The organism is Paracoccus sp. P2, assembly GCF_046335115.1.
Taxonomy (GTDB): Bacteria; Pseudomonadota; Alphaproteobacteria; order Rhodobacterales; family Rhodobacteraceae; genus Paracoccus; species Paracoccus pantotrophus.
In genome coordinates, this window is sequence record NZ_JBGOSN010000014.1 from 18684 (window position 1) to 31329 (window position 12646).

A 12646-nucleotide genomic window follows, 5' to 3' on the forward strand; every position below is an offset into this window, starting at 1 on the left:
CACCAGCCCCGGCGCCAGACCATGCAGATCGACGATACCGAGATCCTCGTTTCCGGCGGCGGCATCGCCGGGCTGATCGCCGCGGCCGCCTTCGGCAGCGCCGGGCATTCCGTGACCTGCGTGGACCCCGCCTCGCCCGTGACCGAGGAAGGCGCCCAGGGTTCGGACCTGCGCAGCACCGCCTTCCTGCACCCCTCGATCGCGGTGCTGCAGGCGGCCGGGCTCTGGGACCGCCTCGCGCCGCATGCCACCGCGCTCCAGGTCATGCGCATCATCGACGCGGGCGGGAAATTGTCGCAGGCGCGGCTCACCCGCGATTTCGACGCCTCCGAGATCTCGGACCAGCCCTTCGGCTGGAACCTGCCGAACTGGCTGCTCAAGCGGGAAATCTCAGCACGGCTCGCCAGCCTGCAAAACGTCCGCTTCCTGCCCGGCACCGGCACCGCGGGGCTGGTGGCGCGCGACAGCGAGGCGCTGGCCACCCTGACCGATGGCAGCCGCATCCGGGCCAGGCTGGTGATCGGCGCCGACGGCCGCAACTCGCCCACCCGCGAGGCGCTCGGCATCGGCATCCGCACGCTGCGCTACGGGCAAAAGGCGCTGGCCTTCGCCGTCACCCATGACCGCCCGCACGACAATGTCTCGACAGAGATCCACCGCTCGGGCGGCCCCTTCACCCTGGTTCCCCTGCCCGATCGCGACGGCAAGCCCTCCTCGGCCGTGGTCTGGATGGAGCGCGGCCCGGAAACCGCCCGGCTGCGCGCCCTGCCGCCCGAGGATTTCGAGGCCGAGCTGAACCGCCGCTCGGCCGGGGTGCTGGGCCATCTGACCCAGGCCACGCGGCTGACGGAATGGCCGATCATCAGCCAGATCGCCGACCGCTTCACCGGTCCCCGCACGGCGCTGATCGCCGAGGCGGCGCATGTCGTGCCGCCCATCGGCGCGCAGGGGCTGAATATGAGCCTTGCCGATCTCGGCGCCCTGATCGCGCTTTCGGCCGGCGATCCCGGTAGTGCGGACTCGCTCGCCGCCTATGAACGCCGCCGCCGCCCCGAGGCGCTGGCGCGGCTGATCGGCATCGACGCGCTGAACCGCGCCAGCATGATCTCGGCGCGTCCCCTGCGCGATCTGCGCGCTGCCGCCCTGGGCGGGCTCTACGCCGTCGCCCCGGTGCGCCGCATCATGATGCGCGCCGGCCTGGGCGTGACCTGAGCCGCTTTCACCGTTTCCCAAACACTCATCCGGCCGCGCCCGCCTGGCGCGACCCGGCTTCTTCGTTCCCCAAATACCCAGGGGACCGCGCCGCCGGCAGCGCCCTTCCCGGCTGGCGCGCGCCCGCGCAATCTGCCAGATAACGGCCATGGCCAAACCGATCACCGCCTTCACCTGCACCGCCTGCGGCGCCAACCATCGCAAATGGGCCGGCCGCTGCGACGCCTGCGGTGCCTGGAACACCATCATCGAGGAAGCGCCGCTTTCCCAGGGCCCGGGCCGCGGCCTCGGCACGCTCAAGGGCAAGCCGATCCCGCTTTCCGGCCTCGCCACGCAAGAGGCGCCGCCGCCGCGCGCCACCTCGGGCATCGCCGAACTGGACCGGGTGCTGGGCGGCGGGCTGGTTCCCGGCTCGGCGATCCTGGTCGGCGGCGATCCGGGCATCGGCAAGTCCACGCTGCTCTTGCAGGCCGCCGCCGCCTTCGCCCGCGCCGGCCAGCAGGCCGTCTACATCTCGGGCGAGGAAGCCAGCGCCCAGGTCCGGCTGCGCGCGCAGCGCCTGGGTCTCGGCGACGCGCCCGTCCGCCTGGGCGCCGAGACGGCCTTGCGCGACATCCTGACCACGCTCGATGCCGAGCGGCCCGATGTCGCGGTGATCGATTCGATCCAGACGCTCTGGTCCGACCGGATCGAGGCGGCGCCGGGCTCGGTCGGCCAGGTCCGCGCCAGCGCGCATGAGCTCGTCACCTTCGCAAAGCGGCGCGGCACCTCGGTCATCCTCGTCGGCCATGTCACCAAGGAGGGCCAGATCGCCGGTCCCCGCGTGGTCGAGCACATGGTCGACACCGTGCTTTATTTCGAGGGCGAGCGCGGCCACCAGTTCCGCATCCTGCGCGCCCACAAGAACCGCTTCGGCCCGGCGGACGAGATCGGCGTCTTCGAGATGACCGGCGGCGGGCTTTCCGAGGTCGCCAACCCCTCGGCGCTGTTTCTGTCCGAACGCGGCGAGGCCAGCGCCGGCTCGGCGGTCTTCGCCGGGATCGAGGGCACGCGCCCGGTGCTGACCGAGGTGCAGGCGCTGGTCGCGCCCTCGACATTGGCGAGTCCCCGCCGAACCGTGGTCGGACTGGATAGCGGCCGGGTCTCGACCATTCTCGCCGTGCTGGAGGCGCGCTGCGCCGTCCCCTTTGCCGGGCTCGACGTTTTTCTCAACGTTGCCGGGGGGATGCGCGTCGCCGAGCCTGCCGCGGATCTCGCCATCGCTGCGGCGCTGCTCAGCGCGCGCGAGGACGTGGCGCTGCCGGCCGAGGCGGTGCTTTTCGGGGAAATCAGCCTGTCGGGCGCGCTGCGCCCGGTCGCGCAGGCGGAAAACAGGTTGAAAGAGGCGCAGAAACTTGGTTTTTCACGAGCGATCCTGCCTTCGGCCACCAAGGTCGAGGGCGTGGCCGGGATGCGGATCGACCGCACCCCGGATCTGACAAGTTTCGTGGGCGAGACATTCGGCGCCGGATGAACTCGTCCCAAAGACGCGGACAATCCCGCGAAAGGGCGTGAAAATGGACGGATTCACCATCATCGACGGCATCGTCGCAGCCGTGATCATCCTCTCGGCGATCCTGGCCTATGCGCGGGGATTCGTGCGCGAATCGCTGGCGATCCTGGGCTGGATCGGCGCGGCCGTGCTGGCCTTCATCTTCGCGCCGACGGTGCGGCCGATGGTGGCGCAGGTGCCGGGGCTGAACAAGTTCCTGGCCGACAGCTGCGAACTGGCCACCATCGCCGGCTTCGCCGCGGTCTTTGCGCTGGCGCTGGTGCTGTTTTCCATCATCACGCCGCTGTTCTCCTCGGTCGTGCAGCGCTCGGCGCTCGGCGGCGTGGACCAGGGCATGGGCTTCCTGTTCGGGGTGGCGCGCGGCATCCTGCTCGTCGCCATCGCCTTCATCGTCTATGACCGGGTGATGGCCAGCCAGCCCGTGGCGGTGGTGGACAATTCCCGCTCGGCCCAGGTGTTCGAGCGCATGCGTGGCCAGATGGACCAGCAGATCCCGCAGGACGCGCCGGGCTGGGTGGTCAGCCGCTATGAGCAGCTGGTGCGCAGCTGCGCGCCCACGGGCCAGCCGGTCGATGCCCAGATGCCCACTCCGGCTCCCGCCGCGCCGGCGAATTGAGCCGATATGGCCAATTTGTGACATAAAATGCGCCCCGCGATGGCCGTGGGGCGTGACTTCGCCCGCCTGACACCCTAGATTGGCGTCAAGCGTCCCATATACCCCTGCCCCGGAATAGCCCCAAGAGTCGGTGATGATGCAGCCATTCCTTGCCCATCCCTTCGATTCCGACCGCCTGCATGAAGAATGCGGCGTGTTCGGCGTGATCGGAGTGACGGATGCCGCCAATTTCGTCGCATTGGGGCTGCATGCCTTGCAGCATCGCGGTCAGGAGGCCGGCGGCATCGTCAGCCACGATGCCGAGCAGGGCTTCAACAGCGCCCACCGCTTCGGCTATGTGCGCGACAATTTCACCAAGCAAAGCCTGATGGAGACCCTGCCCGGCTCGCTCGCCATCGGCCATGTGCGCTATTCCACCGCCGGCACCAAGGCGGCGACGGCGATCCGCGACGTGCAGCCCTTCTTCGGCGAATTCGCCATGGGCGGCTGCGCCGTGGCGCATAACGGCAATATCACCAATGCCATGGCCCTGCGGCGCGAGCTGATCGAGCGCGGCTCGATCTTCCAGTCCTCCTCGGATACCGAATGCATCATCCACCTGATGGCGCGTTCGATCCAGCGCAATATCCCCGAGCGGATGAAGGATGCGTTGCGCCGGGTCGAGGGCGCCTTCGCGGTGATCGCCATGACCCGCACCAAGCTGATCGGCGTGCGCGATCCCTTGGGCGTGCGGCCGCTGGTGCTGGGCCGCATCGGCGAGGACGGCTTCGTGCTGGCCTCGGAAACCTGCGCGCTCGACATCATCGGCGCCGAGTTCCTGCGCGAGATCGAGCCGGGCGAGATGGTGGTGATCTCCAAGGGCGAGGTCGAAAGCTCGCGGCCCTTCGGCCCGTCCAAGGGCCGGTTCTGCATCTTCGAGCATGTCTATTTCTCGCGCCCCGATTCGATCATCGGCGGCCGCTCGGTCTACGAGACCCGGCGCCAGATCGGCGTGGAACTGGCGCGCGAAGCCCCGGTCGAAGCCGACCTGGTCTGCCCGGTGCCCGACAGCGGCACTCCCGCCGCCATCGGCTATGCCCATGAAAGCGGCATCCCCTTCGGCATGGGCATCATCCGCAACCAGTACATGGGCCGGACCTTCATCGAGCCGACCGAGCAGATCCGCAACATGGGCGTGCGGCTGAAGCTCAACGTCAACCGGGCGCTGGTCAAGGGCAAGCGCGTGGTGCTGGTGGACGATTCCGTGGTGCGCGGCACGACCAGCCGCAAGATCAAGGACATGATCCTGGATGCAGGCGCGGCCGAGGTGCATTTCCGCATTGCAAGCCCGCCCACCGCCTGGCCCTGCTTCTACGGCGTGGACACGCCCGACCGCGAAAAGCTGTTGGCGGCGCAGATGTCCGAGGAGGAGATGCGCGAATGGATCGGCGTCGACAGCCTGGCCTTCGTGTCGCTGGACGGTCTCTATCGCGCCGTGGGCGAGGCCAAGGGCCGCAACAATGCCTGCCCGCAATATTGCGACGCCTGCTTCTCGGGCGAATATCCGGTGGCGCCCTTCGACCAGCTTGAGCGCGGCTTTCGCATGAAATCCGCCGGCGTCCCGAACCCCGTCACCGGCCACGCGGCAGAATGACCGCTCCGGCGGTGCTGTGCCATGCCCGGATGAGAGCCGGTATCAATACGGGCTCTCCCTCTTTCTGAACGATTGTTTTCCGGATCGGGACGGGCGGACAGCCGCGCTTTCGCGGGTGCCGGCTGCCCAGCTTGGCCCTTGGGACAGGGGCGCCGGCATTCGGCCACACGGCCTTGGCAGCAGCATGGATGGCGCATCGCCGCCACCTCGGGTCCGGCTGCGCGATATTGCTTACCCATGCCGAAAAAGAAAAGAGCCGCATCTTGCGGCTCTTTCCCGTTCTGTCGCAAGGGGCGGGCCGGGGGGCCCGCCTTTCGCGGCGGCCTATTCGACCATCGGCAGGAGCTGGTCGATGCTCTTCTTTGCGTCGCCATAGAACATGCGCGTGTTTTCCTTGTAGAACAGCGGGTTCTCGATGCCGGAATAGCCGGTGCCCTGGCCGCGTTTCGACACGAACACCTGCTTGGCCTTCCAGACCTCCAGAACCGGCATGCCGGCGATGGGCGAGTTCGGATCCTCCTGCGCCGCCGGGTTCACGATGTCGTTCGAGCCGATCACGATCGCGACGTCGGTCGAGGGGAAATCCTCGTTGATCTCGTCCATCTCCAGCACGATGTCGTAGGGCACCTTGGCCTCGGCCAAGAGCACGTTCATATGCCCCGGCAGACGGCCCGCCACCGGATGGATGGCGAAGCGCACGTTCTTGCCCTTGGCGCGCAGCTTGCGGGTCAGCTCCGACACCGATTGCTGCGCCTGCGCCACCGCCATGCCATAGCCCGGCACGATGATGATCTCGTCGGCATCGTTCAGCGCCGCGGCCACACCGTCGGCGTCGATGGCCACCTGCTCGCCTTCGATCTCCATCGCCGGACCCGCCTCGCCGCCGAAGCCGCCCAGGATCACGCTGACGAAGTTGCGGTTCATTGCCTTGCACATGATGTAGCTCAGGATCGCACCGGAGGAGCCGACCAGCGCCCCCACCACGATCAAGAGGTCGTTGCCCAGCGTGAAGCCGATCGCCGCCGCCGCCCAGCCGGAATAGCTGTTCAGCATCGACACCACCACCGGCATGTCGGCGCCGCCGATGCCCATGATCAGGTGATAGCCGATGAAGAAGGCCAGCAGCGTGATCAGCAGCAGCCACAGCACCGCCGGCCCGATCCCGGCGCAATAGAGGATGCCCAGCAGCACCGACAGCGCCAAAGCACCCGCGTTCAGCATATGCCCGCCCGGCAGCTTGCGGGGCTTGCCGTCGATCTTGCCCGCAAGCTTGCCGAAGGCCACCACCGAGCCGGTGAAGGTCACCGCGCCGATGAAGATGCCCAGGAAGACCTCGACCTTCAGCATGGCGATCTCGGCCGGGGTCTTGTGCGCCAGCACCGCGGCGAAGCCCTCGAAATGCGCGGCGGCATCGGCGGCGCGGACGCGGATCACCCGCGCCAGCTCGAACTGGGCGTTGAAGCCGATCAGCACCGCGGCAAGGCCGACGAGGCTGTGCATGGCCGCGACCAGCTGCGGCATCTCGGTCATCTGCACCCGCTTGGCCACGACCCAGCCCACGGCGCCGCCGATGGCCAGCATGATGAGCGTCAGCCCCCAATTGCCGTAACCCGGCCCGATCAGCGTCGCCACGATGGCCAGCGCCATGGCCGCGATGCCGTACCAGACCGCGCGCTTGGCGCTTTCCTGGCCCGAAAGCCCGCCCAGGGACAGGATGAACAGCACGGCCGCGACCACATAGGCGGCGGTGGTGAATCCGTATTCCATGCGCCCTCTCCCCTTACGACTTCTGGAACATGGCGAGCATCCGGCGCGTGACCAGGAAGCCGCCGAAGATGTTGACGCCCGCCATCAGCACCGACAGCGCCGCGAGCAGCACCACCAGCCAGCCGCCCGAGCCGATCTGCAGAAGCGCGCCGACGATGATGATCGAGGAGATGGCGTTGGTGATCGCCATCAGGGGCGTGTGCAGCGAATGGCTGACGTTCCAGATCACCTGGAAGCCGACGAAGACCGCCAGCACGAAGACGATGAAATGCGACAGGAAGCTCGCGGGGGCAAACAGGCCCACCAGCAGCATCAGCACCGCGCCCGCACCAAGCAGCGTCACCTGGCTGCGGGTCTGGGCGCGGAACGCGGCGATTTCCTTCTCGCGCCGTTCCTCGGGGGTCAGCTCCTTCGGCTTTTCCTTGGGCTTCGCGGCGGCGATGGCCGCGACCTTGGGCGGCGGCGGCGGCCAGGTCACGTCGCCCTCGAAGGCGACGGTGGCGCCGCGGATCACGTCGTCCTCCATGTTCTGCACGATGACGCCGTCCTTGCCCGGCGTCAGGTCCGAGAGCATGTGGCGGATGTTGTTGCCATAGAGTTCAGATGCTTGCGCGCCCATCCTCGACGGGAAATCGGTATAGCCGATCACCACCACGCCGTTTTCGGTGACGATGCGCTCGTCCGGGACGGTCAGGTCGCAATTGCCGCCGCGCTCGGCCGCCAGGTCGACGATGACGCTGCCGGTCTTCATCGCCTCGACCATGTCGGCGGTCCACAGCTTCGGCGCGTCGCGGCCGGGGATCAGCGCCGTGGTGATGACGATGTCCATTTCGGGCGCAAGCTCACGGAATTTCTCGAGCTGCTTTTCGCGGAACTCGGGGCTGGAAGGGGCGGCATAGCCGCCGGTGGCGGCGCCGTCCTGCACCTGGTCCTGGAAGTCCAGATAGACGAATTCCGCGCCCATGGATTCGATCTGCTCGGCCACCTCGGGGCGCACGTCGAAGGCGTAGACCTGCGCGCCCAGGCTGACCGCGGCGCCGATGGCGGCAAGCCCGGCGACGCCGGCACCCACCACCAGCACCTTGGCCGGCGGCACCTTGCCCGCCGCCGTCACCTGGCCGGTGAAGAAGCGGCCGAAATTGTTCGCCGCCTCGATCACCGCCCGATAGCCGGCGATATTGGCCATCGAGCTCAGCGCATCCATCTTCTGCGCGCGCGAGATGCGCGGCACCATGTCCATGGCGATGGCGGTGACGCCCTGTTCGCGCGCCAGCTCCAGCAGGTCCGGGTTCTGCGCCGGCCAGAAATGCGAGATCAGCGTCTGGCCGCGCCGCATCTGCCTGAGTTCGCCCTCGGTGGGCGGGCGGACCTTGACCACCACGTCCACCGCACCGATCAGCGCCGCGGCACTGGGCGCGACGGTGACCCCCGCGGCCTCATAGGCGGCGTCGGAAAACCCCGCCCGAACCCCCGCGCCTGTCTCCACATGGATCTCATGGCCCAGCTTCTGCAGATGGGCCGCAGAGGACGGCGTCACAGATACCCGCGCCTCCCCCTCGTAACTCTCCTTCAATGCGCCGATCTTCACGAGGCGATCTCCCATGTTAGCGACTTTCAGCGTCCCCCATAGCAGAGCGCAACAATCTTTCACAAGGGAGTGAGGCGCCGCACATTCCAGGAATGTGACCCAGCGTCAAAAACGCCGTTGCCGAACTCAGTAGTCGCTTACCAGCAGGTGCAGCGGTGGCTCGTCCTCGCGGACATTGGCAAAACGGCCGATGGGCGCGGCAAAGATATTGTCGGTCAGGTCGTCGTTGACGGTCGAGACCTCTCCGATCAGCACCGGTCCGCCCTCGGCCCAGAATTCGTGCCAGTCGCCCGGACGCAGCGTCACGGATTCGCCCGGTGCCAGCCGCAGCACGCCGCCCGGCGCCACCTCGCGCGTGATGCCGTCGCAATCGACCCGGCAGGGCGCATTGCGGTCCATGCGGCCCTGCGTGTCCGAACCGCAAAGCCGGATCGCCAGCGTCGCGCCCCAGCGGTTGATGATGTCCTCGGTCTTGATGACATGGGTATGCATCGGGCTGATCTGGTTTTCCTGCGAGATCAGCAGTTTTTCGGCATAGACCATGCCCCTGCCCGCCTGCAGCTCGGCCAGCCGGCCGTTGCGCAGCGTGAACAGGAACAGGCCCAGCCGGTCGAAATCGCCCTGGCCGTAATCGGTGATGTCCCAGCCCAGCCGGCCTTCGCGAATCGCCGGCGTGGCGCGGGTGCGAAATTCCTCGGGGCTCCAATACGCAAAGGGTGGCAGGTGAAAGCCTGCCTTGCCGATCAGTTCGGCGGCCTCGGCCATGATGCGGTTGATGCGCGAGCGTTCCACGATGCCCTCCCTAGATCCAGCGCCTGACCTGCATCCTATAGCGGTCATAGGCGGAACCGAAAGCGGCGGCGATCACGGCCTCCTCGCGCAGGATGAAGCGGCGCTGCAGCAACAGGGCAAAGGCCGGCACCGTGACCAGCCCGGCCGGCGCGGCCAGCGCCAGCATCAGCCCGGCCAGCAAAATAACGTCGGCCAGATAGATCGGATTGCGCGAAAAGCGGAAGGGGCCGGCCGTCACCAGCGCCTCGGGCCGGCGGCCGGGCATGACGGTGGTGCGCGCCCGCCACATGGTCAGCGCCGCCCAGAGCATCAGCGCCAGCCCCGCCGCGACCAGCAACAGGCCCAGCCCGCGCAGCGCGGCCGGCAGGTCCAAGGGCACCAGCCGACCCAGCACCGCCCCGGCCGATGCGAACAGCGCCAGCCAGACCGGCGGCAGGCCGGCCAGCCGCGCGATCACGCGGCCTTCTGCGCCTGCTCGGCCTTGGCCTGCAGGCGGCGGGCATGCAGCACCGGCTCGGTATAGCCCGAAGGCTGCATGCGGCCCAGGAAGACCAGGTCGCAGGCCGCCTGGAAGGCCACCCCGTCATAGCCCGGCGCCATCGGCAGATAGGCCGGGTCGCCCGCGTTCTGGCGGTCCACCACCGCGGCCATCTTGCGGAAAGTATCCATGACCTGCCGGTCGGTGACGATGCCGTGATGCAGCCAGTTCGCCAGAGACTGGGCCGAGATGCGCAGCGTGGCCCGGTCCTCCATCAGCCCGACATCGTTGATGTCCGGCACCTTCGAGCAGCCGACGCCCTGGTCGATCCAGCGCACGACATAGCCCAGGATGCCCTGGCAGTTGTTTTCCAGCTCGCGGGCGATCTCGGCCTCGCTGTAGTTGCGGCCGCCGGCCAGCGGGATGGTCAGCAGGTCGTCGAGCCGCAGGGGCCGGCGCAGCGCGGCGATCTGGGCCTGGCGGGCAAAGACATCGACCTTGTGGTAATGCGTCGCATGCAGCGTCGCGGCGGTCGGGCTGGGCACCCAGGCGGTGTTGGCGCCGGCCATGGGATGGGCGATCTTCTGCTCCAGCATCTCGGCCATCTTGTCGGGGATCGCCCACATGCCCTTGCCGATCTGCGCCTTGCCCGAAAGGCCGCAGGCCAGGCCGATGTCGACGTTGCGATCCTCGTAGGCCGAGATCCAGGGCTGGGTCTTCATCTCGCCCTTGGCCAGCATGGCGCCCGCCTCCATCGAGGTATGGATCTCGTCCCCGGTGCGGTCCAGGAAGCCGGTATTGATGAAGGCCACCCGGTGCTTCGCGGCACGGATGCATTCCTTGAGATTGGCCGAGGTGCGGCGTTCCTCGTCCATGATGCCCAGCTTGACGGTATGGCGCGGCAGGCCCAGCACCTCTTCGACGAAATCGAAGATCTCGCAGGCGAAGGCGACCTCCTCGGGGCCGTGCATCTTGGGCTTGACCACATAGATCGACTGCGTGACCGAGTTCTTCGGCCCCTCGCGGTCCAGGTCGCGCTTGGCGCAAAGCGCCGTGACCATGGCGTCGAGCAGCCCCTCGTAGACCTCGTTGCCCTCGCGGTCCAGCACGGCGGGGGTGGTCATCAGGTGGCCGACATTCCTGACCAACATCAGCGCGCGGCCTTTGGCAGTGACTTCCGAGCCGTCGGGCGCGGTGAAACTCACGTCCGGGTTCAGGCGGCGGGTAAAAGTCTTGCCGCCCTTCTCGACCTCCTCGGCCAGGGTGCCGTCCATCAGGCCCAGCCAGTTGGCATAGGCCAGCGCCTTGTCCTCGCCATCGACGCAGGCGACGGAATCCTCGCAATCCATGATCGCCGACAGCGCCGATTCGATCACGATGTCCGAGATGCCCGCCTTGTCCTGCGCGCCCACCGGCTTCGAGGAATCGATGACGATGCGGATCAGCAGGCCGTGGTTCTTCAGGAAGATGTCGGTCGGATTGGCGCCGTCGCCGCGATGGCCGGCGAACTTGGCCCCTTCACGCAGCGCCGGGACCAGCGCGCCGTCCTTGACCGACAAAGCCTCGACCGCGGCCCAGGAGCCCTCGGCGAGCGGCGCGGCCGTGTCGAGGAAGTCGCGGCCCCAGGCGATCACGCGGGCGCCGCGCGCGGCGTCATAGCCCTTGCCCTGCGGCAGGTCGCCCAAGGCGTCGGTGCCGTAAAGCGCGTCGTAAAGGCTGCCCCAGCGCGCATTGGCGGCGTTCAGCGCATAGCGCGCGTTGGTGATCGGCACCACCAGCTGCGGCCCGGCCACGCTGGAAAATTCCGGGTCGGTCTCGGGCGTCTCGATCTGGAAATCCTCGCCCTCGGGGACCAGATAGCCGATCTCGGCCAGGAAATCGCGATAGGCTCCGGCATCCTTCGGCTCGGCGCGATGGGCGATATGCCAGGCGTCGATGGCCGATTGCAGCTCCTCGCGTCGCTCCAGCAGCGCCCGGTTGCGCGGGCCGAACTCGTGCAGCAGCGTCGAAAGCCCTTCCCAGAACCGGCGCGGCTCGACACCGCTGCCGGGCAGCGCACGCTCGTTGATGAAGGCGGCAAGCGTCTCATCCACCCGCAATCCTGCCTTTTCCACGCGACCCATCGCACTTCCCCTTGCTTCAATTGTCCGGCTGGCTTGGTGTGCCGTGGTATGCCAAACGGCAACGGGTTTCAACCGGCCCGACCTTCAACTATTCCGCAATTCTATCTTGCGTAAAAATTGAAAACCGCCGCCCGAGAGACCGGACGGCGGCACGCATCCGCTTGGGACGATCAGTTGCTCGCCGGCGGCGCGGCGGTGGTATCGTCGGCCGGCGGCTCTTCCACGGTCACGGCATCGTCCAGCGCCTCGCCGGCGTCCTGCATCGCCTCGCCCATGGCCTCGGCGGCATTGTCGGCGGCTTCCTGCGCAGCGGTTGCAGCCTCGCCGGCGGCTTCCGCAGCGTCCTGCGCGGCTTCGCCGGCAGCGGCGGCGGCGTCCTCGGCCGCCTCGCCCATCGCCTCGCCCGCGGCTTCGGCGCCGCTTTCGACGGTGGTGGCGGCATCGCTCGCGGCCTCTCCGGCGGCATCGGCGGCGTCTTGCGCAGCGGCGGCCGCATCGTCAGCCGCATCCGAGGCAGCCTCGGCCGGGGTCTCGGTCGTGGTTCCGGCCGGCATGTCGGCGGTGGTATCGGCGGGCTCGGTGGTGGTCACGGCCGCGTCTTCGCCGGTGGTCGCGCCTTCGTCGCTGCCCATGAAATACTGCAGCACGAAATAGGCGATGGCCAGGGCCAGCAGGATGCCGATGATCAGCGGCAGCGGAGAGGCACGCCGCTCGACCGGCTCGACATAGGTTTCGGGCGCCGCGGCCGGGCGCTGTGGGTCGGTGCCTTCCGTCCGCTTCGGATCGTTCGGATCGTAATGGGCCATTCTTGTTCCTCGCTCTTCTGGTTGGCGCATGCGGCTGGTCGGCCGGGACGGACCCCGGCTTGCGACGCGGCTGTCCTGC

The 12646-nt window shown here is 68.1% G+C and carries 10 protein-coding genes; 4 read left to right on the plus strand and 6 right to left on the minus strand.

Annotated elements, in window-relative coordinates; genetic code table 11:
• Positions 1-21: 21 nt before the first annotated feature.
• The 4 genes from ACDP63_RS10860 (at position 22) to purF (ending at position 5013) form a co-directional block, all read left to right on the plus strand.
• Positions 22-1212: a UbiH/UbiF family hydroxylase gene (locus ACDP63_RS10860; protein WP_024845282.1), complete on the plus strand. Its 1191-nt coding sequence runs from the start codon at positions 22-24 to the stop codon at positions 1210-1212.
• Between the two features lie 148 nt (positions 1213-1360).
• On the plus strand, positions 1361-2725 hold the full coding sequence (radA, locus tag ACDP63_RS10865) for a DNA repair protein RadA (protein ID WP_024845283.1): 1365 nt from the start codon (positions 1361-1363) through the stop codon (positions 2723-2725).
• Between the two features lie 43 nt (positions 2726-2768).
• On the plus strand, positions 2769-3380 hold the full coding sequence (locus ACDP63_RS10870; protein WP_409928024.1) for a CvpA family protein: 612 nt from the start codon (positions 2769-2771) through the stop codon (positions 3378-3380).
• A 136-nt stretch (positions 3381-3516) separates the two neighbouring features.
• Entirely contained in the window at positions 3517-5013 is a 1497-nt protein-coding gene (gene purF, locus ACDP63_RS10875; protein WP_024845285.1) for an amidophosphoribosyltransferase, read from the plus strand.
• 324 nt (positions 5014-5337) lie between these two features.
• Here the strand turns inward: purF and ACDP63_RS10880 are convergent, their stop codons facing one another.
• The 6 genes from ACDP63_RS10880 to ACDP63_RS10905 form a co-directional block, all read right to left on the minus strand.
• On the minus strand, positions 5338-6780 hold the full coding sequence (locus tag ACDP63_RS10880) for an NAD(P)(+) transhydrogenase (Re/Si-specific) subunit beta (protein ID WP_024845286.1): 1443 nt from the start codon (positions 6778-6780) through the stop codon (positions 5338-5340).
• Between the two features lie 13 nt (positions 6781-6793).
• Positions 6794-8368, minus strand: coding sequence for a Re/Si-specific NAD(P)(+) transhydrogenase subunit alpha (locus ACDP63_RS10885; protein WP_409928076.1), 1575 nt, complete (start codon positions 8366-8368; stop codon positions 6794-6796).
• 126 nt (positions 8369-8494) lie between these two features.
• Complete coding sequence (locus tag ACDP63_RS10890) at positions 8495-9160, minus strand: D-lyxose/D-mannose family sugar isomerase (protein ID WP_024845288.1); 666 nt, start codon at positions 9158-9160, stop codon at positions 8495-8497.
• A gap of 10 nt (positions 9161-9170) precedes the next feature.
• On the minus strand, positions 9171-9617 hold the full coding sequence (locus tag ACDP63_RS10895; RefSeq protein WP_231486867.1) for a methyltransferase family protein: 447 nt from the start codon (positions 9615-9617) through the stop codon (positions 9171-9173).
• On the minus strand, positions 9614-11761 hold the full coding sequence (locus ACDP63_RS10900) for a malate synthase G (protein ID WP_024845290.1): 2148 nt from the start codon (positions 11759-11761) through the stop codon (positions 9614-9616). The genes ACDP63_RS10895 and ACDP63_RS10900 overlap by 4 nt, the downstream gene beginning before the upstream one ends.
• A gap of 170 nt (positions 11762-11931) precedes the next feature.
• The gene (locus ACDP63_RS10905) at positions 11932-12567 is read right to left on the minus strand and encodes a hypothetical protein (protein WP_409928025.1); all 636 of its coding nucleotides are present in this window, start codon (positions 12565-12567) and stop codon (positions 11932-11934) included.
• Between the last annotated feature and the right edge of the window lie 79 nt (positions 12568-12646).

Bases quoted from the DNA above. Each gene is read 5' to 3' on its own strand.
- ACDP63_RS10860 (WP_024845282.1), top strand. From the start codon at position 22: ATGCAGATCGACGATACCGAGATCCTCGTTTCCGGCGGCGGCATCGCC.
- radA (WP_024845283.1), top strand. From the start codon at position 1,361: ATGGCCAAACCGATCACCGCCTTCACCTGCACCGCCTGCGGCGCCAAC.
- ACDP63_RS10870 (WP_409928024.1), top strand. From the start codon at position 2,769: ATGGACGGATTCACCATCATCGACGGCATCGTCGCAGCCGTGATCATC.
- purF (WP_024845285.1), top strand. From the start codon at position 3,517: ATGCAGCCATTCCTTGCCCATCCCTTCGATTCCGACCGCCTGCATGAA.
- ACDP63_RS10880 (WP_024845286.1), bottom strand. From the start codon at position 6,780: ATGGAATACGGATTCACCACCGCCGCCTATGTGGTCGCGGCCGTGCTG.
- ACDP63_RS10900 (WP_024845290.1), bottom strand. From the start codon at position 11,761: ATGGGTCGCGTGGAAAAGGCAGGATTGCGGGTGGATGAGACGCTTGCC.
- ACDP63_RS10905 (WP_409928025.1), bottom strand. From the start codon at position 12,567: ATGGCCCATTACGATCCGAACGATCCGAAGCGGACGGAAGGCACCGAC.